This window comes from Bradyrhizobium sp. S3.7.6 (assembly GCF_054061875.1).
In genome coordinates, this window is record NZ_JBSSEQ010000001.1 from 1,148,082 (window position 1) to 1,170,486 (window position 22,405).

Annotated in this window: 16 protein-coding genes and 4 pseudogenes; 11 read left to right on the top strand and 9 right to left on the bottom strand. The window is 64.1% G+C overall.

Annotated elements, in window-relative coordinates; all coding sequences use genetic code 11:
• Positions 1-111 precede the first annotated feature (111 nt).
• The 5 genes and pseudogenes from ACVJ5M_RS05460 to ACVJ5M_RS05480 all read left to right on the top strand — a co-directional run bounded on the left by ACVJ5M_RS05460 (position 112) and on the right by ACVJ5M_RS05480 (position 5,361).
• Positions 112-1,752 carry an FAD-dependent oxidoreductase gene (locus ACVJ5M_RS05460; RefSeq protein WP_084795325.1) on the top strand — a complete coding sequence of 547 codons (1,641 nt, stop codon included), beginning with the start codon at positions 112-114 and terminating at the stop codon, positions 1,750-1,752.
• 78 nt (positions 1,753-1,830) lie between these two features.
• Positions 1,831-2,811, top strand: coding sequence for a Bug family tripartite tricarboxylate transporter substrate binding protein (locus ACVJ5M_RS05465; RefSeq protein ID WP_063985999.1), 981 nt, complete (start codon positions 1,831-1,833; stop codon positions 2,809-2,811).
• A gap of 122 nt (positions 2,812-2,933) precedes the next feature.
• Complete coding sequence (gene pip, locus ACVJ5M_RS05470) at positions 2,934-3,890, top strand: prolyl aminopeptidase (protein WP_063980450.1); 957 nt, start codon at positions 2,934-2,936, stop codon at positions 3,888-3,890.
• A gap of 163 nt (positions 3,891-4,053) precedes the next feature.
• Positions 4,054-4,188, top strand: a pseudogene (locus tag ACVJ5M_RS05475) (IS5/IS1182 family transposase); the annotation flags it as partial.
• A 63-nt stretch (positions 4,189-4,251) separates the two neighbouring features.
• Positions 4,252-5,361, top strand: a complete 1,110-nt coding sequence (locus ACVJ5M_RS05480; protein ID WP_135216181.1) for an IS630 family transposase — start codon at positions 4,252-4,254, stop codon at positions 5,359-5,361.
• A 31-nt stretch (positions 5,362-5,392) separates the two neighbouring features.
• Here ACVJ5M_RS05480 and ACVJ5M_RS05485 read toward each other — a convergent pair whose 3' ends face one another.
• Complete coding sequence (locus ACVJ5M_RS05485) at positions 5,393-5,788, bottom strand: VOC family protein (protein ID WP_063980451.1); 396 nt, start codon at positions 5,786-5,788, stop codon at positions 5,393-5,395.
• 412 nt (positions 5,789-6,200) lie between these two features.
• Complete coding sequence (locus tag ACVJ5M_RS05490) at positions 6,201-6,398, bottom strand: hypothetical protein (RefSeq protein ID WP_063980452.1); 198 nt, start codon at positions 6,396-6,398, stop codon at positions 6,201-6,203.
• Positions 6,399-6,581: 183 nt separating this feature from the next.
• Here ACVJ5M_RS05490 and ACVJ5M_RS05495 point away from each other — a divergent pair, with 183 nt between their 5' ends.
• The gene (locus ACVJ5M_RS05495) at positions 6,582-7,853 is read left to right on the top strand and encodes a DUF2157 domain-containing protein (RefSeq protein ID WP_063980453.1); all 1,272 of its coding nucleotides are present in this window, start codon (positions 6,582-6,584) and stop codon (positions 7,851-7,853) included.
• Positions 7,850-8,464 (top strand): GDYXXLXY domain-containing protein, encoded by a 615-nt coding sequence (locus ACVJ5M_RS05500; protein WP_063980454.1) that lies wholly within the window; start codon positions 7,850-7,852, stop codon positions 8,462-8,464. Before ACVJ5M_RS05495 ends, ACVJ5M_RS05500 begins: the two co-directional genes overlap by 4 nt.
• 7 nt (positions 8,465-8,471) lie before the next feature.
• Here ACVJ5M_RS05500 and ACVJ5M_RS05505 read toward each other — a convergent pair whose 3' ends face one another.
• Entirely contained in the window at positions 8,472-9,830 is a 1,359-nt protein-coding gene (locus ACVJ5M_RS05505; protein ID WP_063986000.1) for an aminotransferase-like domain-containing protein, read from the bottom strand.
• 161 nt (positions 9,831-9,991) lie between these two features.
• On the opposite strand from ACVJ5M_RS05505, the pseudogene ACVJ5M_RS05510 reads away from it, so the two are divergent.
• Positions 9,992-10,851: pseudogene (locus ACVJ5M_RS05510) on the top strand (DMT family transporter).
• A 683-nt stretch (positions 10,852-11,534) separates the two neighbouring features.
• Here the strand turns inward: ACVJ5M_RS05510 and ACVJ5M_RS05515 are convergent.
• Positions 11,535-12,749, bottom strand: a complete 1,215-nt coding sequence (locus ACVJ5M_RS05515; RefSeq protein WP_354100566.1) for an EAL domain-containing response regulator — start codon at positions 12,747-12,749, stop codon at positions 11,535-11,537.
• Between the two features lie 821 nt (positions 12,750-13,570).
• Positions 13,571-14,734, bottom strand: coding sequence for a hypothetical protein (locus tag ACVJ5M_RS05520; RefSeq protein ID WP_063980457.1), 1,164 nt, complete (start codon positions 14,732-14,734; stop codon positions 13,571-13,573).
• Positions 14,735-15,073: 339 nt separating this feature from the next.
• Here ACVJ5M_RS05520 and ACVJ5M_RS05525 point away from each other — a divergent pair, with 339 nt between their 5' ends.
• The gene (locus ACVJ5M_RS05525) at positions 15,074-15,697 is read left to right on the top strand and encodes a helix-turn-helix domain-containing protein (RefSeq protein ID WP_063980458.1); all 624 of its coding nucleotides are present in this window, start codon (positions 15,074-15,076) and stop codon (positions 15,695-15,697) included.
• Positions 15,698-15,760: 63 nt separating this feature from the next.
• Here ACVJ5M_RS05525 and ACVJ5M_RS05530 read toward each other — a convergent pair whose 3' ends face one another.
• The 4 genes from ACVJ5M_RS05530 to ACVJ5M_RS05545 form a co-directional block, all read right to left on the bottom strand.
• A complete protein-coding gene (locus tag ACVJ5M_RS05530; protein WP_063980459.1) occupies positions 15,761-16,009 on the bottom strand; it encodes a hypothetical protein in 249 nt (82 codons plus the stop codon).
• A 170-nt stretch (positions 16,010-16,179) separates the two neighbouring features.
• Complete coding sequence (locus tag ACVJ5M_RS05535; RefSeq protein ID WP_063980460.1) at positions 16,180-16,557, bottom strand: Hpt domain-containing protein; 378 nt, start codon at positions 16,555-16,557, stop codon at positions 16,180-16,182.
• A 152-nt stretch (positions 16,558-16,709) separates the two neighbouring features.
• The gene (locus ACVJ5M_RS05540; protein ID WP_038943206.1) at positions 16,710-17,408 is read right to left on the bottom strand and encodes a Crp/Fnr family transcriptional regulator; all 699 of its coding nucleotides are present in this window, start codon (positions 17,406-17,408) and stop codon (positions 16,710-16,712) included.
• A gap of 191 nt (positions 17,409-17,599) precedes the next feature.
• Positions 17,600-18,310, bottom strand: coding sequence for a Crp/Fnr family transcriptional regulator (locus ACVJ5M_RS05545; protein ID WP_063980461.1), 711 nt, complete (start codon positions 18,308-18,310; stop codon positions 17,600-17,602).
• 432 nt (positions 18,311-18,742) lie between these two features.
• Here ACVJ5M_RS05545 and ACVJ5M_RS05550 point away from each other — a divergent pair.
• A pseudogene (locus ACVJ5M_RS05550) lies at positions 18,743-19,211 on the top strand (response regulator).
• Positions 19,212-19,619: 408 nt separating this feature from the next.
• Positions 19,620-22,401 (top strand): annotated as a pseudogene (locus ACVJ5M_RS05555) (hybrid sensor histidine kinase/response regulator).
• Positions 22,402-22,405 lie beyond the last annotated feature (4 nt).

Here is a 22,405-nt window from a genome sequence, read left to right on the forward strand (position 1 = left end):
ATTCTCATGAATTGATGAGTTCTTTCCGACTTATCGCATAAGAGGCCTTGCAATAAAATGCATACTGCGCGGGCAACGAATCCGCGATGATGCAAGGGGATGGAAACGAGCATGAGGACACAGGTGCTGGTCGTGGGCGCCGGGCCCGTGGGATTGACCGCGGCCATGGATCTGGCCTCGCGCGGGATCGACGTCGTCGTCGCGGAGATCCGCCACGCCGGCGATCCGCCCAGCGTCAAATGCAATCACGTCTCGGCGCGATCGATGGAAATCTTCCGCCGGCTGGGCGTCGCCGCAAAGCTGCGCGACGCGGGCCTGCCCGCGGACTTCCCGAACGATTGCTCCTATCGGACCACGGCGACCGGTATCGAGCTGTGCCGTATCGACATTCCCTCGCGCGCGCGCCGCTACAGCGCCACCGGCGGCCCCGACACCTGGTGGCCGACGCCCGAGCCGCCGCACCGTATCAACCAGGTCTATCTCGAGCCGATCCTGTTCAGCCACGCCGCCGCTCAACCGCGCATCACCATTTTGGCGCGCACGGAAATCACCGATATCGAGCAGGACGACGATCGTGTGGTCGCGCTAGGTCGCGACCTCGACAGTGGAGACGCGCTCCGCATCGAGGCCGACTTCGTGGTCGGCTGCGATGGCAGCCGCTCCCTCGTCCGCAAATCGATCGGCGCCAGCCTGTCCGGCACGCCGGTGATCCAGCGGGTGCAATCAACCTTCATCGAAGCGCCGCAACTGAAGGAGTTGATGGGCGCGCACAAGCCGGCCTGGATGGTGCTCTCGCTCAACCCGCGACGTTCCGGCACCACCGTTGCGATCGACGGCCACGACCGCTGGCTGATCCATAATCATCTGAGGCCCGACGAACCTGAGTTCGACTCGGTCGATCGCGACTGGTCGATCCGTGCCATCCTCGGCGTCGACGAGCGGTTCGAGTACAAAATCCTCAGCAAGGAGGACTGGGTCGGGCGCCGGTTGGTGGCCGATCGCTTCCGCGACCGCAGGGTCTTCATCTGCGGCGACGCCGCGCATCTGTGGATGCCCTATGCGGGCTACGGCATGAACGCGGGCATTGCTGATGCCGTCGATCTCTGCTGGCAATTGGCCGCGCGTCTGAACGGATGGGCGTCGGCTGCGATCCTTGATGCCTATGAGGCGGAGCGCCAGCCCATCACCGACCAGGTGTCGCGCTTTGCCATGGATCATGCGATGAAGATGATGGCGCAGCGCGGCGGCGTGTCCACGGAGATCGAGGATGACACGCCGCGCGGCCACGCGGCGCGCGCTTCGCTTGCGAGAGCGGCCTACGATCTCAACGTGCAGCAATATTGCTGCGCGGGCCTCAACTTCGGCTACTACTACGATGCCTCGCCGATCATCGCTTATGACGGCGAAACCCCGCCGGCCTACGCGATGGGAAGCTTTACGCCCTCCACCGTGCCGGGCGCCCGCGCGCCGCATGTGTTTCTCCGCGACGGACGATCGCTCTACGACGCCTTCGGAGCCGGCTACACGTTGCTGCGGTTCGACCCGGCAATCGATGTGGCGCGGCTGCTCTCAGCCGCAGAACAGCGCGGCATGCCGCTCGCGCTCATCGACATCGCGCCGGATGAGGCGAACGGGGCCTATGCCGAGAAGCTCGTGTTGGCACGACCCGACCAGCACATCGCCTGGCGCGGGCAGGCCGCGCCCGAAGATCCGCAAGGCCTGCTGGCGCGCATCACAGGCGCTGCGGCGTGATCGAATAGCAGGCTGCCTGCCAACGGCACGGCAGCCTGGTTGGCCTACAAACAAGAATACGTAATGGGGGAGGAGAAATTGTTTCACGTTGCAAGGCGCCGCATTCTGGCCGCGCTGACGGCCGCGACTTTCGCCGTGCTGCCGCTGGAGGCCGGTGAAGCAGCCTATCCGGACCAGTTGATCAAGATCATCGTGACCTTCCCGCCCGGCGGCAGCGCCGACACCGTCATCCGTGCGCTCGAGCCGCTGGTCACCGCGGAGCTCAAGCAGAGCCTGGTGATCGAGAACCGCGCCGGGGCAGGGGGCAATATCGGCATGGCCGCGGTGGCCCAGGCCAGGCCCGACGGCTACACGCTCGGCGTTGCGCCGGCGGGCGCACTGACGGTGAACCCGCACCTCAATTCGTCGATGCCGTTCGACCCAAAGGATCTCGCGCCGATCACCCTGCTGGCGGAAATTCCCTTTGTGCTGGTCGCGTCCGCGGACGTGCCCGCGCGCAATGCCGCAGAGACGATCGCGCTCGCCAAGGCGAAGCCGGGCGCGCTGTCGATCGGGCATGGCGGCAATTCGACCGCGATGCATCTGACGGCCGCGCTGTTCACGCAGAAGGCGGGGATCAGCATGGAGCTCGTTCCGTATCGCGGGACGGCGCCGGCAGCGGTTGATGTCCTTGCGGGACACGTCCCCTTCGCGGTGCTGGATATCCCCGCATCGAGGCAACTGATTCTCGAAGGCAAGCTCAACGCCGTCGGCGTCTCCTCGGTACGTCGCCTCCCATCCTTGCCCGATGTGCCAACCCTTGCCGAGAGCGGTATTGCGGGCTTTGAATCCGTAGGCTGGTTCGGGCTCGTTGCTCCCTCAGGCACGCCCGCGGACGTCATCAGCAGGCTGAACGAGGCTTTCACAAAAGCCCTGAAAGACCCGGTGGTGGCCGAGAAAATCCGGACCCTCGGCGCAGAGCCCGCGCCGACCTCGCCGGAGCAGTTCGGCCGCTTCATTCAGAGCGAGAGCACGAAATGGGGCAAGCTCATCAGCGAGGCCGGCATCAAGGCGAATTAGGCCGCGTACCCATAAACCCGGTGCGTCATGTGACTGGTGGCTTCGTCCGCTTTGCTCCTATAACCGAAACCACCATGATCGCGGCGTGCTAATCGAACCTCGTGGTGCCAAACGGAGGCCGTATGAGTCAGTTGAGGTCGATGTACCCACCCATCGAGCCCTATAGCGCTGGTACCCTCGACGTTGGAGAAGGTTACCGGGTTTATTACGAACGGGTGGGGACGCCGGGCGCGAAGCCGGCGGTCTTCCTGCACGGCGGACCGGGCGGAGGTTTGTCCCCTGAACATAGGCGTCTGTTTGATCCCAATCGATATGATGTCATGCTCTTCGATCAGCGAGGATGTGGGCAATCAACTCCGTATGCGGGGCTCGAAGCGAATACGACTTGGCATTTGGTATCGGACATCGAGCGCTTGCGTGCACTTGCAGGCGTCGACAAATGGCTCGTGTTCGGTGGCTCGTGGGGATCGACTCTCGCGTTAGCCTATGCAGAAACGCATCCCGACCGCGTCAGCGAGCTTGTTCTCCGTGGCGTCTACACCGTCACCAAGGCGGAGCTGCAATGGTACTATCAGTTCGGCGTTTCAGAGATCTTTCCGGAGAAGTGGGAAAAGTTCCAGGCACCGATACCCCTGAGCGAGCGAGGCGACATGATTGCGGCGTATCGCAGCCGGCTGACGGGCGACGATCGAGCCACCCAGCTCGAGGCAGCCAAGGCTTGGGCTATTTGGGAGGGCGAAACGATCACGCTGCTGCCTAATCCAGCATTCTCGACATCGTTTGGCGACGACCAATTTGCGCTCGCGTTTGCGCGATTGGAGAACCACTATTTCGTTCACGATTGCTGGCTGGAGGATGGGCAACTTCTGCGCAACGCTCACCGCCTCCGCGGTATCCCGGGAGCCATTGTTCACGGCCGCTACGACATGCCCTGTCCAGCCCGATATGCGTACGCGCTGCATAGGGCGTGGCCTGATGCCGCATTCCATCTGGTCGAGGGTGCAGGTCATGCTTGGTCGGAGCCAGGTATCCTCGATCAACTGGTGCGCGCCACCGATCGCTTCGCGACAGCACCATAAAGAGGGCAACGACGAAGTCGGAATAAATCCGGGCGCAGAAGAGGAGAATCGTCCGTTGGTGACGGGCTGGTCTCTGGGGCCGCATCATCGACACGCTGGGTGCTTGCTACTCCACGTAAGAAGAGCGTCTGCGACACGTCGATTGTCCGCGTGCATCAGCACTGAGCGCTTCTTCAACAGGATCAAGCAATGCCGTCGTGTGGCGACGCGTTATGACAAGCTTGCCGCCAACTATCTCGCCTTCGTCCAACTCGCTTCAATCAGGCTATGGCTTGGCGCTAATGAGTCCACGTCCTAGTCATCTGGAACGCAAGTTCGCCACATTAGTTGATAGCTCGAATCTCTACAGAGGAGAGAGCTCGTGGCGAATGCAGGTGAACGAGGCCGGCCGATCGCGCCGTTGGTGCTTAGTCCGCAGGAGCGGGCGTACTTGGAGAGGCAAGTTCGTCGTCATCGCGTTGCCCGATCGCTATCTGAGCGCTGCCGCGCGATCCTGCGGTGTGCGGATGGCTTGCCAAGCAAGTCCGTGGCTGCCGAACTCGGCCTCCACGAACACACCGTTGGCAAGTGGCGTCGCCGATTTTTGAAGGATCGCTGTGATGGCCTGCTTGACGAGGCCCGCCCTGGCCGCCCTCGAACCATCAACGACGATCAGGTTGCTGAGGTAATTGAGCGGACATTGCGTACAACGCCACCCGACGCGACGCACTGGTCGATCCGCTCAATGGCTGGGGAAACTGGCTTTTCCCACACCACGATCCGCCGAATGTGGATGGCGTTCGGCCTGCAGCCGCACCGCAGCCAGACATTCAAGCTGTCGAGCGACCCGCTGTTCGTCGACAAGGTCCGCGATATCGTCGGCCTTTACCTGTCCCCACCGAACCGAGCCCTTGTCCTCAGTATCGATGAGAAAAGCCAGATCCAGGCCCTGGATCGCGAGCAGCCGGTCCTGCCGATGATGCCGGGCGTACCGGAACGGCGCACGCACAGTTATGTGCGGCATGGTACGACCTCGCTGTTTGCCGCGCTCGATGTCGCCTCGGGGTTCGTCATCGGCAAATGCTATAAGCGGCACCGGGCAGTCGAGTTCTTGAAGTTTTTAAAAGGGATCGATGCTCAAGTTCCTGAAGGCCTCGATGTCCATCTCGTCATGGACAACTACGCCACCCACAAAACACCTAAGATCAAAGCGTGGCTCGCCCGTCGGCCGCACTATCATGTCCACTTCACGCCGACTTCCGCGTCATGGATCAATCAGGTCGAGCGCTGGTTCGCTGAACTCACCAGAAAACAGATCCAGCGAGGTGTTCACACCTCCGTCAGGCAGCTCGAGGCCGACATCCGTACCTTCATCGACCTGCACAACAGAAAACCGAAGCCATTCAAATGGACCAAGTCCGCAGACCAGATTTTGGCTTCCGTCAAACGCTTCTGCTATAAAGCTCAGCGGACTTTATGTGGCGAACTTTAGATTCACGTGACTAGGCCTTCCTCTCCGCCGCTCAAGCTTGCTTGTTCTGACGGAGCCGTGACGGCCAGCCGATCCTGACCAGGGTCTCGTCCGGGTCCGACAGCGCAAACTCGTACATTCCCCACGGCGTGTCCTCCGGCCCCCGTCCGTTGGCCAACTCGCCCGAAAACTCTCGCGCGAGTTCGTCGACGGCCTCGGTGTAGAGATAGAGACCGAACGGGTTGCGGCCTCTGATCAGCCAGCCTTCGACGGCATCGGTGAGATGGAGATGGCCGCCCTTTCCATCGGAGAGGATGCGATAGCTGTCCTCACCGTCCTCCGGCTTGTCGCCGTCCGCGCGCGTAAAACCGAGCCGGGCGTAGAATTTCTCCGAGGCGTCGAGGTCGTTGCAGGGAAGGATGGACGTCAGTGCGTGAGTTGGCGTCATGCGAATCCCTTTGCAGTAGACTGCCGATACGTGGGGACGGAAGGTTCAAAGTCGTCACGGCCCGCCGTCCCGACCAGCTTGCGTCCTTTTGAAGACGACCTTATAACCTCGCGCAGGTGCCGAAGGGGCGCCTTCCCGCACAAGAGGCTCTCACCCTTCGAGAGGTTGTCCGTTTTCTTCCGGCGATACGATCCTTCGATCGGCATCCGGGAAGGCCAACGATGACGAGCCCTTTGTTCGGCAATAGCGGGAGTGTCGGACGCCTCATCGGGGTTGTCATGAACACCGTATTCTCGTCGGGCGCTGCGATGCTCGAATTCCCAAGCACGTGCGATGAATTGTTGCGTGAAATCAAAATTCGCGCGCGGTTACGCTTGAACGATCTGACCAATGAATCGCCGGACGTCATATTCTACGCACGCTGGATATCGAGGCGGCGACGCTGGGCGTGGCCCGCGAAATGGAAGTTCCCGCGCTCGGGAACGCGCAGACCATCGGGACTGCGTTGCAGTCGACCAAAGTACAGCTCGTGATCCTGGACGGCCTGACCCATGAAGCCGAACTGAGTGCGGTCGATCTCGTCCTGCCTCGAGTTCGTCAGTTTCTGCATGACGGGTCATCATCATGACGGCCGGTTACTCACTCGGTTCGACCGTGAACGCGAAGCCGCTGTCGCGCGGGGGCACGCGCCCGGTCCCCCCGCAACCAGAGCGGTGACAGGTTGAACCTGCTACCGTCGCGGCCCGACCAACAGCATCCCGCCAACCGGCAGGGAGCGAGGTGTTTCACGACGATGTTCGACAAAACCTATCGGCAGCGCCTCGAGGCTGATCTTGCGCAATGGGAAGCCGACGGCGTGATCGCGCCGGCGGCGGCCACCTCCATCCGCAGCGCGCTGCCGCCGCTCTCGCCCGGCATCAACATCGCCGTCGTCGTTGCCATCGTCGGCGGCCTCTTGATCGCAGCCGCCTTCCTCGCCTTCGTCGCGGCGCACTGGACCGAGATCGCGCGGCTGCTGCGGTTCGCGATCCTGATCGCCGGCATGGTCGTCGCCGGCGGCCTCGGAGCGTGGTTTGCCGCGACGGGCCGCAATGTTCTCGCCGATCTCTGTGCGAGCATCGGTGCGATCATCTTCGGCGCGGGCATCGCGCTGGTCGGCCAGATGTATCATCTCGGCGAGGATTTCGCCGGCGGCATGCTGCTGTGGTCGATCGGAGCATTTGCCGCCGCACTGCTGACCGGATCGCGCGGCGCGCTTGCGGTCGCCCTCGTCGCGGCCTGCATCTGGACCTGCATGCGCAACTATGATGCGCATGATGTCCTGCATCTTCCGTTCGTGGCGGTCTGGCTGATCGCCGCCGCGCTCGCGCTTGCATGGAATTCCCGTGTGGCGGCCCATCTCGTCGCGGTCGCGCTGCTTCCGTGGTGGATCGCGACTTCGCTCCGCTTCGAACTCGACGGTGCCCAGCCGTCGTTCGTGCTCGCGAACGGCGCCGCCTTGCTGTTCGGCGCCGGACTCGCAATCGCCGCTGTGCCGTCGCCGAGGGCGCGGCGTCTCGGGACCGTTTTATCGATCTACGGAGCGTTTTCGCTGGCGGCCGTCGCTTGCCTGGAGGTGACAACGGTGGACGACATCATCCGCTTCCGGAACAGCACGGTGCCGGCCCAGCCACTTTGGGCGATCCTGTGCGGGGCCGCGGGCGTGATCCTCGCGCTTGCGTCTGCCGGCGTCACCAGGCGTGCAGGTGAAATCCTTGCGGCATGTTCGATCGGACTCGTCCTGCTCGCGGCGCCGATCTGGCCGGCATCCACGGCCGGCGAGCCCTGGTTCGCCTATGCCGCGCTGCTCTGCGCCATGCTGTGCCTTGTTGTCTCCGGTGTGCTCGATGATGTGCGTCCGCGGATCGTTGCCGGCTGGCTCGGGATTGCCGGCGTGATCGCGGGCATCACCTGGGCGGTGAAGGGATCGCTGCTGCGCCGCTCGGCTTTCCTTGCCGCGGCCGGTGTTGTTGCCGTCGTATTTGCCACCGCGCTCAATCGCGCGCTGCCGAGGGCCCAGCGATGATGGAGTTGACCGCGTCCGTGACAAAACTGTGGCAACGCATCCCGAAAGCCGTGCTGTTCGGTGTCGCCGTCCTGCTTCAATGCGTGCTGCTGGTGCTGATGGTCGCCGATCGCATGCAGATCCTGCGCGAGGGCCGTGAGGTGACGTTGCAGACGCAGCCGGTCGATCCCCGCGATCTGCTACGCGGCGACTATGTCGTGCTCCGCTACGACATCTCGCAACTGCCGGCGGGCACGCTCGCTGGACAGCCGGCGGCCGAGCGCAAGCCCGTCGTGTTCGTCAAGCTCGCGCCGAATGCCAATGGTCTCTACGAGGCCGTCTCGGTGCATGCCGAGCCCGTCACGGTCACGGCTCCCGAAGTGCTGATCCGCGGCCGCGTCTCCTCTTACGGCGGAACCTGCGGCTCCGGCTCGCGCGTCTTCTGCGAGAAACTGGCGATCAAATACGGTCTCGAAAGCTATTTCGTGCCCGAAGGCGAGGGCAAGAAGCTCGAGCAGGCCCGCAACCAGCAGAAACTCCGGGTCGTCGCCGCCGTACTCCCCTCAGGCCGCGCCGCCATCAAGCGGCTGCTGCTCGACGGCGAGCCGGTCTATGAGGAGCCGTTATACTAGGCGCTGATCATTTGGCCTTCAGCGCCCGCCGCAGCACGTCCCACATTCGCGGATCGCTCATATGCGCCACGTTGAAGCGCAGGAAGTCCGATGCCGTCTGCGATACGCTGAAGACGTTGCCCGGTGCGAGCACCACATCCTCCTCGAGCGCGGCGCGCGCGACGGCGGTGGCATCCTGTCCGCCCGCGAGGCGGCACCAGAGGAAGAAGCCACCGCGCGGCATCAGCCAGGGCTCGATGCCCAGCGCCTGAAGTTTTCGCGCGACGTCGCGGCGCGTGCGCGTGAGCTTCTGCCTGAGCTCGTCCATGTGCTTGCGATAGCTGCCGCCGGCCAGGACCCTTGCGATGATTTCGGTCGCCACCGGGCTCGGGCCGCCAAAACTGGTCGCGACCTGGAGGTCGACGAGGTGCTCGATCCAGTCGGCTCGCCCTGCGATGTAGCCGCAGCGCACCGAGGCCGACAGCGTCTTGGAGAAGCTGCCGATGCGGATCACGCGGTTCAATCCGTCGAGCGCGGCAAGGCGCGGCGAGCGCTCCGGTTCGAAGTCGCCGAAGATGTCGTCCTCGATGATGGTGAGGTCGTGCGTCGTGGCCGCAGTCAGAAGCCGGTGCGCGGTCTGAAGCGAGATCGTCGCGCCGGTCGGATTGTGCAGCGCTGAATTGGTGATGTAGAGCCGCGGCCGCTCAGCCGCGAGGATCTGCTCGAAGCGCGCGACATCGGGGCCCGACGGCGTGTAGGGCACGCTGACGATCTTCGCCTGATGCGCTCGCAGCAGCGCGCGAAAATTGAAGTAGCAGGGATCGTCGACCAGCACGGTGTCGCCGGGACGGAGCAGGAAGCGGCAGATCAGGTCGGTCGCCTGCGTGCCTGAACCGGTCAGCATCAACTGGTTGATCGAGGCCTCGATCGCGTCTTCGGCGAGGCGCGCGAGCAGCAGCCGGCGCAGGGCAGGGGAGCCGCTCGTGCTGCCGTAGTTGGTCAAAACGCTCGCGTCGGTGCGGGCAAGCGCGCGGGTGGCGCGGCGCAACGCCGCCTCCGGCATCCACTCCGGCGGCAGCCAGCCGCAGCCGGGTTTTGGCACGCCATCATCCGTGTCGAGCGATTGTCGGGAAACCCAGAACGGATCAACTTCCCGGTCGCGGCGGGGCTCGACTTCGGTCAGCGCCAGCGGCGGGGTGACGGCCGATGAGACATAGAAGCCCGAGCCGCGCCGGGCGCGGATCAGGCCATCGGCGGCCAGCCGATCATAGGCTTCGACGACGGTGGACGGCGAAACACCCATTGTCGCGGCAAGGCTGCGGATCGACGGCAGGCGGTCGCCGGCACTGAGCGCGCGGGCGGCGACCTTGGCGCGGATCGCGCCCATCACGTCGCTGGTCCGCGTCCCGCCCCGTCCCTTCGTTTGTAGCTCGCCGCCCAAGGTGTATTACCTTCCATATCCATACAGTTCTGCCGGATTGTACTGGATTGTTGCTGGTTTCGCCACCGGCGACGGCCGATGATCGTGACCCAAAAAGCGAGACGGACATGCAATCTACAGGCAGTGGCTGGGGCAACGGGCTTCTCGGCGTCATCATCTTCAGCGGCTCCTTGCCGGCGACGCGCGTGGCGGTCGGTGGTTTCTCCGCGCTGTTCCTGACGTCCGCCCGCGCGGTCATCGCGGCCCTGATCGGTATGGCCGTGCTCTTCCTGCTCCGCCAGGCGCGGCCGCAGCGGAAGGATCTCGTCTCGCTCACCATCGTCTCCATCGGCGTCGTGGTCGGCTTCCCCTGCTGACGGCGCTCGCGCTCCAGCACATCACCTCCGCGCATTCGATCGTCTTCATCGGGCTCTTGCCGCTGTCGACGGCGATCTTCGCGGTGCTGCGCGGTGGCGAGCGACCGCAGCCGCTGTTCTGGCTGTTCGCTGTCCTCGGCAGCACCACGGTGGCAGGCTTTGCTTTGTCCAACGACGGCTCGGCATCAGTCACCGGCGATCTCCTGATGGTCGCCGCCATCGTGCTGTGCGGGCTCGGTTATGCCGAAGGCGCGGCGCTGTCGCGCCGCCTCGGCGGCTGGCAGGTGATCTCCTGGGCGCTGCTGCTCGCGCTGCCGCTGATGGTGTCGGTCGCGATCCTGACATGGCCGTCGACGTGGAGCGGCGTCGGCGTGCCCGCCTGGATCGGGCTCGCCTACGTCTCCGTCTTCAGCATGTTCGTCGGCTTCATCTTCTGGTACCGGGGCCTTGCGGTCGGCGGCATTGCCCGCGTCGGTCAATTGCAGCAGCTCCAGCCGTTCTTCGGCCTCGCGCTTGCCGGCTTCCTGCTGCACGAGCCGGTCGCATGGAGCATGATCGCCGCGACCGCACTCGTCGTCGTCTGCGTGTTCTTCGCGCGGCGATATGCCTGAGGCGGTGATCGCAGTTCCCGACCAGGGTCTGAAGTTGATGACCTTGATCGAACGCGCTTCCATTCTGGTCATTGGCTCGCGACCACACCTTGGCGCGGTCGTTATGCGACTGCCAACGTTGATCTAGATCAACGTCTGTTCTTGCACGCAGTGCCGCACTGGATGGGAGAGTTATCTCCCCGGTGCATCGCGTGCCCTGTTTCGCGATCACAGTGACAGCATCCGCCTGGCTGGTCTGCTCGTTTCGCTGATGGGACGGTGATCGGCATCCTCACGCGACTGACAGAAATCCGCAGAAAGCAAGGGAAGGAGCACGTCATGCGACACGGAACCAAATTTTGGCTAGCCGACGCCGTTATTGCCTGCGCAGCCATGGGCTCGGTGCAGTGGTCGGAGGAGGATGGTCTTTCATTCTCGGTTCAGAGCGCACAGGCCCGCGTAGGGCGACCAGCGACCCCAGTGAGTGTCGCCGGCGTCGCGCGGCGAACGACGCGCCGCGCCGTAGTCGGTGGAGCGGCCGTAGGCGCCGCTGTCGCGGCACCAACGTGCGCCCGCGTGCTGGTCAATGGCGCGTGGGTCTGTCGCTAGGAAAGCTCTGTCCTTCATGGGGGTGATCGCAGCGATCGCGCTCGTGGTCGTGTGCGTCTTCTTCTTCGCGCGGCGGTTGGCGTGAGGCCTGTGCCTCACGCCTGCCCCATCACCGTCCGCGTCAGCGCACTCCGGGCAAACTTCTTCAGCGGCATCGGCTTGCCGAACAGAAAACCCTGCACGAGGTCGAAGCCGAGCTCGTTGGCGGCGACGAGGTCGGCGCGGCTCTCGACGCCTTCGGCCACGGTGCGCGCGCCGTAGGCGTGCGCGAGCTCGACGATGTGACGGCACACCGTGCGCTTCAGCCGATCGCTGCCGCTGCCGGTGACGAAGTGCCGATCGGCCTTCAGCTTGATGAAGGGAATCTTGTCCAGATCCATCAGTGACGGCCAGTTGGCGCCAAGATTGTCGATCGACAGGCCGATATTGTGCAGGCGCACCTCGCGGGCGACCTCGACGAGGAATTCGAGATCGCGGATCGCCTCCTCGCTGTCGATCTCGATCGTCAGCCCGCCGAAGGCCGGATGCGTCGGCATGCGGCGGCAGAGATCGCGCACCGCCTGCGGCTCCTTCAGATACGACGTCGGCAGGTTGATCGAGAGATCGACCGGGCTCTGCTGCTCCAGGAGATAGTGCCAGTCCTGCAAGGCGCGCTCGATCACGAACTCCGAGAGCTCGCGCAAATGCGGATCGTGCTCTTCGGGGATGAAGTAGGCGGGCGGCACCACGCCCCAGGTCGGATGCCGCATCCGCACCAGCGCCTCGGCGCCGCTGCGGACCAAGGTGCGCGCGTCGATCTTGGGCTGGTACCAGAGCTCGAGCCAGCCGGCATGCAGCGCCTCGCCGACATACACGGCCGGGCTCGGCGCCGGCTCGTCCGGCAGCAGCATCGCGACGCGCTCGCGCAGCGTCTCGGCGGCAAAGGGCGTGGTCAGTGGCGGCAGCATCGCGAGGCCATACTCCTCGCCGACCTGCTGCACAGCCCTGACGATGGTGGACTCGCGGGCGCCGACGGCGAGAACCTTGCCGTCGAAGGCCTCGCGCACCAGTGTCTCCAGAAACGTGCCGGGCTCGATGCCGTCGGCGGCGATGCCGAGCAGGATCAGGTCCGGCAACTCGCGGGTCAGCACGGTCTGCAGCTCGTCCGCGCTGGCGCATTCGCTGGTGACGAAACCAAGATCCTCCAGCACCTCGGCGAGGAATGCGCGCAGATGGCGCTTGCCGTCGGCGACGCATGCGCGCGGCGTTACCTTTCGCCGTCCGAAGGTTTTAGGCCTCCGTCCGGCGAGCTCAACAAGTTCATCGTTCATCGCAAACCACTCCCGTTCCGCGACAGGTGTTAGCGATGGGAGCAGTTTCAAATATGGAGAGCTTCAGTCGATTGTTGAATTATCTGGGTAACGTTAAAGCCCGCATCACGTCTAAAATTGTCTGGATCTTCTTCCAGAAGTTTTTACGTCTGCCCGCGCGTCGCGCGCGAGCGTGCGGCAATCCCGCGCAATTTTTGCAAGACGCGGCTTGGCTGCGGACACGCGCGCTGTCCTGTAATCGGACGAGGTCGCGCGCACTTCGCCCAATTGAATAATGGACGCCTCAATTGCTTGTGGCCGTGGCGTGCCGGGTCATGCAGTACCAGCTCGCGACCGCGACTCAGGACGGGAAACGCCTTGTAGAATCCGTGCTTGTCGAGCTGCGCATTCAGCTCGTTCAACGCGCTACGAACCGCTCGCGTTTCGCGCGGCGCTGGCGCGCGCGTGCAATGCCGCCATCGTCGATGTCCGCCGGTTCGATCTCATCGCAACCTCCTTCCCGTCGCTCTTGCGGTGCATCGCAGGATCGACACGATGGCAGCGATGGGAGAGTTCATTTTCACGCGATGCGCGCATGTTCCATGGTTTACGCGTGACAGTTCTGCGACAACGTGGCCGGCTGCGGCGGCGCAAATGTGAAGCACATCACATGTGTCTTGCTGCACCTGCGCTATTGCTGTGCGCAGCCGGTGGTGGGCTGTCGAGGATTACAGCAATGACGACGCGGCGATTGATGTATTGGTGGTTCAGATTCGTTCTGTCAGGACGATTTACCGATCGCTTCCTGTGCCTGCCGCGGGCGGAGTAGCCGCGCCGCAGTATCAGGTCTGCCCAATCAATTTTCGAAACGCCGCCGCGCCGTCCTGCACGGCGTCGCGTCCCTTCCAGGCCAGATAGGACAGCTTGCCACCGAGCGTGTCGTGGCTGCGCAGCCGGCGCGAGCCGAGAATGTGGCCGACATTGGAGGGGAAGCGGCTCACCTCGGCGGACACCAGCGCCGCGATCGCATCCATCAATTGCTGGAGCCGGATACCCCATTCGCAACCCTCGATGCCGTCGATGCGGACCTTGAGCGCATATTCGGTGTCGTAGATGTCGGCGAGCAGGTCGCGGGCGACCAGCACGCGGTTGTGCTTGAGCGCGACCCGCAGGGCGAGCCGCTTGTCGTCGAGCCGGTCGAGCACCATGGGAACGACGCAGGCATAGGGCGTGGCGGCGACGTCGGCCACGCTCTTGCTCGCGGCGATCCTGGTGGCAAGGCGCACCAGCTCCCAGGACGTCTTCAGCCGCCTCGCCACCAGCGCCAGCGCAAAGGGCAGCGCGTCCGGGTGGGACTTCTTGAAGACATCGAGTTGCGCAGTGATCTGGGCAACCTGGCCGTCGTCGAATTTCGCGATCTTCTCAGGCAGCTTTTCGTTGAACTTCGGCAGCGCGTCGCCGGCGCGCAGCACCTGCTGCATTTTCCTCACGTCGTCGAAGGCGGTGCGCGAGGCCGTGTATTGCGTGAGCTTGGCGCGTGCGAACTCGGTGCTTTCCGCCGATGCGAGGGTGTTCTCGAGGACCTTGAGGACCTTGGTCTGGAAGATCGACGCGGTTTTCAGCACTTCCTTCGGGTTGTTGGCGGTGACCTGGTCGTTGATCGCCTTGATGTAGTCGCGCGCCATGGTCGGCAGCAGGTCGCGGCAGATCCACTCCCAGATCGGCGTGAGCGTGTTACGTGAAATCCGCCCCGCATTGGCATGCTCGGGTGCGCCGTCGATCAGGAGCAGTTCGAGCGGCGCGAAGAAATAGCGCGAGGGACTGGTGGCGCGTGCCTGGGTCGATCCGTCCTTGCGGAACTCGGCGCGCAACTTCGCCTGGATGTCGGACGAGCCCGGCATGTCGATGCCGCACAGTTCGAGCCGCTCGAGCTCGCTGAGCAGACAGCTGCGCGAGAGCGGCGTCAGCCTCTGCAAGAACTCGGACAGCCGATCGATCTCGTTCATGGCACGCAATCTTCCGCAGCGTTTCCCGCAGGCCTACCGGCCTCATGCGTGGAGGCATTTGCGCGCTCTCAATCGTGACCAAGAGAAGCAAGTCATTGTTAATTTATCCGTAAAAACCGGGAGGCGCGGGCGCCCGCTGGGGAGCGTTGGTTAAGGAGGCATTTCGTCGCCTGCTCAAGTTTTGGGCGAAACCTCAACCTACGCGTGGTCGATTGCGTGGGTACTCAAGCATAAATTGTGCCTGCGCCGGTATTTCAGCACAAAACTGCCAAAATTACCGTAGTCTTACGGAGCAAAAAGTTAACTACAGACCGGCCTCGGTTCCGCTAAACGAGTCACATGGGGTCACAGAACGATACGGCCACCGATTCGCGGCCGTCGGAATGGTTCGAAAGCAGCTCTGCTCCGACCGAAGAGCTCGATTTCGCCCGCCTGAACGCGGTCCGCGCCAAGGCCGCCGACGAGATGGCCAGCGCCATCGCCCGCGAGCTCAACGGCCCCCTGACCGCGCTCCTGCTCTACATGGGCGAGATCAAGCACCACAGCGACCAGCTCGCGCCGGTTACGGCCGATCGGGCCTATTTGCAGCGCGTGGTGGAGAATGCGCTGGCGCAGACCGAACGTGTTTGCGGCGTGGTCAAGCAGCTTGCCGGCCCTCATAGGGATGCCCTGCCGATCCAGTCCAGGACCGAGGGCGCCGAATTGAACGCCGCCCGCGCACAGCAAGCGCAGCGTGTGCCGAGCACCGAGTTGCTGGGCCTGTCGGGCCAGAAGCGGCTGACCAAGCGCGAACGCGAGGTGCTGAGGCTGATCAGCGAGGGCTACTCGAACAAGCAGGGCGCGCTGCGGATGCAGATCAGCCCGCGCACGTTCGAGAGCCATCGCGCCGAGGCGATGCGCAAGCTCGGCGCGCGCAACACCGCGGACCTCGTCCGTGCGGCGCTGCTGCATTCGATCGATTGAGGTTCTGTCCTGCGCCGCCAGGCGGGCGATCAAGCCTGAGAATGGCCTGGGGACCCGATGGGTTCAGAGATAATCCTCGGCGAAAGGGCGTACCCGCGACGGCGGCCGCAGCGACTTGGGCTCTTCCTTCGGCGCGCTCGGAATGATCGTGATGGTCCAGCGCGGCGGCATGCTCGATTCCTGCTCCAGCACCGAGCGAACGAAACCAGTCACCGTCGCCTCGCCAGCCTTCACCGTCGCCGTCCTGCCGTTGAACTGTGCGATGCGGAAGCGACGGACCTCTTTCTGATCCGCAGTCTCATAGGTGAACATGGAAACCCTCCTGGTTTCCGGCGACTATCGCCACCTATGATTAGCCATCTGTGAAAATCCCAAACCGTAGAAGTACGGCGGGCCTGGCGCGGTTTTCGTCAGAGCGTTTTCGAGCGAAGTGGATACGGTTTGCGCAAGCCCCGCTCCGATTCATCGAAACGAAAATGGCTCTAGCCCTGCGGCTCCTGCGCGCGCGCGGCGGCGTAGGCGGCATCCATCAGGTCGAGGAGACCGTGGAATTCGGCCTCGCCAAGCGTCTCCGCGGTCTGCTCCAGCCGCAGCGCCAGCGCCGCAAGCCTGACATAGCCGAACGTTCCGGCCGCGCTCTTCAGCGAATGCGCTTCGCGGGTGATCCTGGCGAGGTGCCGCGCGAGCGAGAGCGTGCGGAACAGCTGCAGACGCGCGCAGGTCTCGCTCCAGAACACGTCACGGACTTCACAGGCCCCGTCCTCGCCGATCTCCCGCACCAGCGCTTCGTACGCACCCGGCTCGCGCGCGGGCGCAGCATCGAGCGCTTTTGGCATCGGCGCGGCGGTCACTTCAAACATGGCTTTGGCCCGTCCTGGTCACGGTTCGTCTGCCGCGCGGCCTGTACGGCGCGAGGCATGCCCCGTGTCTAGGGCATCCGAATTTCAGTTCCGGTAGCAGGACGATCCGTGTTTGCAGGCCGGCGTTAGCCGCCGGTTTACCAAGGCGCCGGTCAGCGCGGGCCGAGCAGCCGGTCGTACTGGGCCTTCACGGTGGCGTAGCATTCGCACGCCGTCTGGCGCAGGCCGTCCAGGTTGAGGATCTGGATGTGCCCGCGGCTGTAGTGGATGAAATTGGCGTGCTGCAACGTATTGGCGACCAGCGACACGCTGTTGCGGCGCGCCCCGATCATCTGCGCCATCGCCTCCTGGGTCAGCAGCAGCCGGTAATCGCCCGACAGGTCATGGGTGTGCAGCAGGCAACGCGACAGCCGCGACTCCACCGGATGGGCGGCGTTGCAGCCCGCGGTCTGCTGGACCTGTGCGTAGACGGCCAGCCCGTGACGGGTGAGCAGCGTCCGCAAGGTGCTGCTCTGGTCGGCCGCGTCGCGCAGCCGGTCGAGGTCCATCACGGAGGCGGCACCGGGGACCAGCACGATTGCCGTGTTCAGCGCGCAGGCATCGCCCATGGTCGAGAGCGTTCCGAGCAGGCTGTCGCGGCCGACCATGGCGACCTGCACATGCTCGCCCTTGGCGAGTTTCACCACCAGCGAGATGACGCCGCGGTGGGGAAAGTAGGCGCGCTTGAGCGTCTCGCCGGTCTCCACCAGGATCGCTTCGTGCGGCAGATCGATCATGCGCAAATGCGGGCGGATCAATTCGTAATCCTCCGCCGACAGTGCGGACAGGAAACCGTTGGATGGGCGCGCCATCGTTTCCAAGACTGCCTCCGTCTCGTCAGCCCCCGAACTCGAAGCGAATGGGCTGCTCGCTGTACGGATAAGTTTGATCATGTTCTCGTCGGGATATATTGGCAATTGGGACAAGATGTCCGGTTGCGATGGCGCCCCCGCTGCACTGTGTGCACACCGGCATGCAGCAGGCCGGTTGCGCCGGGCTATCTTCATCGCGGGGCTCCCAGCAGGCGGGCGTGGCAGCCCTTCACCGCCGCATAGCAGTCGCAGGACCTCGTCTCCAATGCGCGCTCGTCGACGATCTCGATCTGGCCGCGGGTGTAGTGAATGATGCCGGCGCGCTGGAGCGCATTTGCGACGAGGGAAATCGCGTTGCGCCGTACGCCCATCATCTGCGCCAGCGTCTCCTGTGTCAGCGGAAGGAACTTGCTGTCGGACAGGTCGCGGGCACGCAGGAGCCAGCGCGCCAGCCGCGCTTCGACCGGGTGCACCGTATTGCACAGCACCGATTGCTGCGCATGCGCGAGCAGCGCCTGCTCGTGGCGGATCATCAGGCCGCGAAACTGCGCGCTTGCGGCCGCCACCGCCCGGAAGGCCGCGATTTCGAGCACGGACGCAGTCCCGGGGAAGAGCACAGCGGCATCCGTCGGAGCGATGCCGTCTGCAAGCGCGGCGCCGGCGCCGACGGCGCTGTCGCGGCCCAGCATCGCGACCTCGATCATCTGTCCCTCGGAGAGACCCACCGTGATCGAAACGGACCCGCCGTGCGGGAAGTAGACATGTCGCAGCGCGGCGCCTGCCTCGGCCAAGACAGATTCCCTGACCATTTCGACTGTCGCGAGATGGGGGCGCAGCAGATCGAAATCCGCCACGCCGAGCATTTGCAGCAACTGGTTGGACGGGTGGCCGCTCGCGGTCATGCAGGTCAATCCGGCGCGTTCATTAGGACGATCGGCCGCCGCGCCCTGTGCGTCATTCAGTTGCACGGCGACCAAAACATATTGTAAAGGTTGTGTGGCCGTCCATATACCCGTTGGGGGGCAGACAGGCTGCGGCATTTGCGGCGGAAATTGAGAAACGCACTGATTCGCGCGTTAATTAGGGGCGTCCGTCTTGCGCCGGGCGGCAGGAAAAAGCGGCAAGGGGGCCATCATGAGCCGCTAGGATCGCATCTGCGCCGTCATCGGACCCGACCGACACCTGCGGCTTCCCCTCAAGCGCGCATTTTCTATCCATCCGGGACTGGTCCGCGCGGCTTCGCAACGCCGCGACTGTCGCACCCCTTGCCCCTGATTTCCCGACAGGACCGTTGACGCTTGCATCAATGTTTCGACCAGCCAGAGGAGAACGGCGTGCCCCACGGTTTGACGTTTGAATCGCCGAAACGGGAAACTCAAACGGGGACGGCAGACCTGCACCATACTCTCGTCGACGACGACCCGATGGTGTGCATGGCCATCGAGATCTATCTGCAGCGGAATCATTTCCGGGTGACGATTGCCGACGGAGGAGAAGCCGCCTCCGCGCTCTCGAGAACGAACAGGTCGATCTGATGATGATCGACATCTTCATGCCGCACACGCGAGGTTCGAGTCGATCCGGATCTTCCACGAGCACGCGCCGGCCATTCCGCTGATTGCGATGTCCGGCTACGCCTTCGCAAATTTGAACGCGCCCGCACCCGACTTCCTCCGGATGGCGCCGGAGCTCGGCGCTGCGCGTTGCCTTCGCAAGCCGTTTAGACCGGATGCGCTATTCGCGGCCATCGAGGATTGTCTCGCGGAGCATCGTGCTGTCTCCGCAATTGGGTTAGCGCGGTAGCAATCGCGGCGGCCGCGAAATAAGCGTCCGTTTACCGCAAGCGCAGCTGTTGCGGATTGAGCAGGCGAGCAGCGGGCGGCGGTGTGAGCGATTCTGATTGCGCGTGATTTGATTCAATTCGCGCGGCCCGTGCATATCGTCCTTCGCGAGCAGGATTTTTCGCATACGTCGCAGTGTTGTTATCGGAGCGTTTACCTATCGCGTCTGTCGCGTGAGATGCGGCGCCGCTTTTGTCGCAAGACGCTATCGCAGGCCTCGAAGCGCAAACTTGTCTTCAATATCCGTATTAGCACGGAGGCTGAAATTAACGGGACCGTGAAAGGGGTTGTCTAACGATCCAGGCGCGGACCTCCGCCGAACTCCAGGTGCGGCCCAGGCGTCGAAGTCCGGCTCAGTAAGGCGTAGCTCATGGATGATCTGTTGCGGGAGTTTTTGACGGAGACCAGCGAGAGCCTGGACACCGTCGACAATCGTGAAGTTCGAGCAGGAGCCGAATAACGCCAAGATCCTGGATAACATCTTCCGCCTGGTCCACACCATCAAGGGCACGTGCGGCTTCCTCGGACTGCCGCGGCTTGAAGCGCTGGCGCATGCCGGCGAGACCCTGATGAGCAAATTCCGCGACGGCATGCCGGTGACGGCCGGCGCGGTGACGGTGATCCTGTCCTCGATCGACCGCATCAAGGAGATCCTCGCCGGCCTCGAGGCGACCGAAGCCGAGCCCGAAGGCAACGACCGCGATCTCATCGACAAGCTGGAAGCGATGGTCGAGCAGGGCATGGCCGCGATGGCCGCAGGTGCTGTTGCTGATGCACCGCCGCTCGTCCCGGAAGCTCCCACTCCCGTCGAAGCAAAGGTTGCACCGTCGAAAGAAAAAGAAATGACCGAGGGCACGCTGATCGACCAGACCCTGGAGCGCCCCTTACGTCCGGGCGAAGTCTCGCTCGACGAGCTCGAGCGCGCCTTCCGCGAGACCGCGATCGAAGCGCCGGCTCCTGTCGCCAAGGCCGAGCCCGCGCCGGCTGCTGAAGCTCCGGCGCTCGCCGCCAAGGAAGCTGCGAAGCCCGCCAAGGAAAAGGCCGCGCCGAAGAAGTCGACGGCCGACGAGAATGCAGGCGAAGGCGCCAGCATCGCCAACCAGTCGATCCGCGTCAACGTGGATACGCTGGAGCATCTGATGACCATGGTCTCCGAGCTGGTCCTGACCCGCAACCAGCTGCTGGAGATCTCCCGCCGCAACGAGGACACCGAGTTCAAGGTGCCGTTGCAGCGCCTGTCCAACGTCACCGCCGAGCTGCAGGAAGGCGTCATGAAGACGCGCATGCAGCCGATCGGCAATGCCTGGCAGAAGCTGCCCCGCATCGTCCGCGATCTCTCGAGCGAACTCGGCAAGCAGATCGAGCTGGAGATGCACGGCGCCGACACCGAGCTCGACCGCCAGGTGCTCGACCTGATCAAGGACCCGCTCACCCACATGGTGCGCAACTCCGCCGACCACGGCCTGGAGACCCCCGCCGAGCGGCTCGCGTCCGGCAAGGGCGAGCAGGGCACCATCCGCCTGTCCGCCTATCACGAGGGCGGCCACATCATCATCTGCATCGCCGACAACGGCCGCGGCCTCAACACCGAGAGGATCAAGGCCAAGGCGATCTCCTCCGGTCTCGTCACCGAGGCCGAGCTCGAGAAGATGAGCGAAGCCCAGATCCACAAGTTCATCTTCGCGCCGGGCTTCTCGACCGCAGCTGCGATCACCTCGGTCTCCGGCCGCGGCGTCGGCATGGACGTGGTGCGCACCAATATCGACCAGATCGGCGGCACCATCGACATCAAGTCGGTGGCCGGCGAGGGTTCCTCCGTCACCATCAAGATCCCGCTGACCTTGGCCATCGTCTCGGCGCTGATCGTCGAGGCCGCCGGCGACCGTTTTGCAATCCCGCAGCTCTCGGTCGTCGAGCTTGTCCGTGCCCGCGCCAACAGCGAGCACCGCATCGAGCGCATCAAGGACACCGCGGTGCTCAGGTTGCGCAACAAGCTCTTGCCGCTGATCCACCTCAAGAAGCTGCTCAAGATCGACGACGGCGCGGCCAGCGATCCCGAGAACGGTTTTATCGTGGTGACCCAGGTCGGCAGCCAGACCTTCGGCATCGTGGTCGACGGCGTGTTCCACACCGAAGAGATCGTGGTGAAGCCGATGTCGACGAAGCTGCGTCACATCGACATGTTCTCCGGCAACACCATTCTGGGCGATGGCGCTGTTATCATGATCATCGATCCCAACGGCATTGCCAAGGCGCTCGGCGCCGCCGGCTCCTCGGCCCATGACATGGGCGACGAGAACGGCGCCCATCACATCGGAAGTGGCGAGCAGACCACCTCGCTGCTGGTGTTCCGCGCCGGCTCCAGCCAGCCCAAGGCGGTCCCGCTCGGGCTCGTCACCCGCCTGGAAGAGCTCCCGGCCGACAAGATCGAGTTCAGCAACGGCCGCTACATGGTGCAGTACCGCGAGCAGCTGATGCCGCTGGTCGCCATGGAGAGCGTCACCATTGCGAGCCAGGGCGCCCAGCCGATTCTGGTGTTTGCGGATGACGGCCGCTCCATGGGCCTCGTCGTCGACGAGATCATCGACATCGTCGAGGAACGGCTCAACATCGAGGTCGGCGGCTCCGCCTCCGGCATTCTCGGTTCGGCCGTGATCAAGGGCCAGGCCACCGAGGTGATCGACGTCGGCCACTTCCTGCCGATGGCGTTCGCCGACTGGTTCACCCGCAAGGAGATGAAGCCGTCGCAGCACTCGCAGTCGGTGCTGCTGGTCGACGACTCGGCCTTCTTCCGCAACATGCTGGCACCCGTGCTGAAGGCGGCCGGCTACCGCGTCCGCACCGCGCCGACTGCGCAGGAGGGCCTGGCTGCGCTGCGTGCGCAGAGCTTCGACGTGGTCCTGACCGACATCGAGATGCCCGACATGAACGGGTTCGAGTTCGCCGAAGTGATCCGCTCCGACACCAATCTGGGCGCGATGCCGATCATCGGCCTGTCCGCGCTGGTGTCGCCGGCGGCGATCGAGCGCGGCCGTCAGGCCGGCTTCCACGACTATGTCGCCAAGTTCGACCGTCCCGGTCTGATCGCGGCGCTGAAGGAACAGACCGCGGGCGCCGCCGGCGCCTCCGAGCTGAGCCGAGCAGCGGCGTAACGGC

Coding starts and splice junctions, on each gene's coding strand:
- ACVJ5M_RS05535 (WP_063980460.1), bottom strand. CDS start 16,557: ATGTTTGAAGTGACCGCCGCGCCGATGCCAAAAGCGCTCGATGCTGCG.
- ACVJ5M_RS05520 (WP_063980457.1), bottom strand. CDS start 14,734: ATGAACGAGATCGATCGGCTGTCCGAGTTCTTGCAGAGGCTGACGCCG.
- ACVJ5M_RS05485 (WP_063980451.1), bottom strand. CDS start 5,788: ATGACGCCAACTCACGCACTGACGTCCATCCTTCCCTGCAACGACCTC.
- ACVJ5M_RS05505 (WP_063986000.1), bottom strand. CDS start 9,830: ATGGGCGCGATCCGCGCCAAGGTCGCCGCCCGCGCGCTCAGTGCCGGC.
- ACVJ5M_RS05525 (WP_063980458.1), top strand. CDS start 15,074: ATGGGGTCACAGAACGATACGGCCACCGATTCGCGGCCGTCGGAATGG.
- ACVJ5M_RS05460 (WP_084795325.1), top strand. CDS start 112: ATGAGGACACAGGTGCTGGTCGTGGGCGCCGGGCCCGTGGGATTGACC.
- pip (WP_063980450.1), top strand. CDS start 2,934: ATGAGTCAGTTGAGGTCGATGTACCCACCCATCGAGCCCTATAGCGCT.
- ACVJ5M_RS05500 (WP_063980454.1), top strand. CDS start 7,850: ATGATGGAGTTGACCGCGTCCGTGACAAAACTGTGGCAACGCATCCCG.
- ACVJ5M_RS05495 (WP_063980453.1), top strand. CDS start 6,582: ATGTTCGACAAAACCTATCGGCAGCGCCTCGAGGCTGATCTTGCGCAA.
- ACVJ5M_RS05545 (WP_063980461.1), bottom strand. CDS start 18,310: ATGACCGCGAGCGGCCACCCGTCCAACCAGTTGCTGCAAATGCTCGGC.
- ACVJ5M_RS05540 (WP_038943206.1), bottom strand. CDS start 17,408: ATGGCGCGCCCATCCAACGGTTTCCTGTCCGCACTGTCGGCGGAGGAT.
- ACVJ5M_RS05515 (WP_354100566.1), bottom strand. CDS start 12,749: ATGAACGATGAACTTGTTGAGCTCGCCGGACGGAGGCCTAAAACCTTC.
- ACVJ5M_RS05530 (WP_063980459.1), bottom strand. CDS start 16,009: ATGTTCACCTATGAGACTGCGGATCAGAAAGAGGTCCGTCGCTTCCGC.
- ACVJ5M_RS05490 (WP_063980452.1), bottom strand. CDS start 6,398: ATGCAGAAACTGACGAACTCGAGGCAGGACGAGATCGACCGCACTCAG.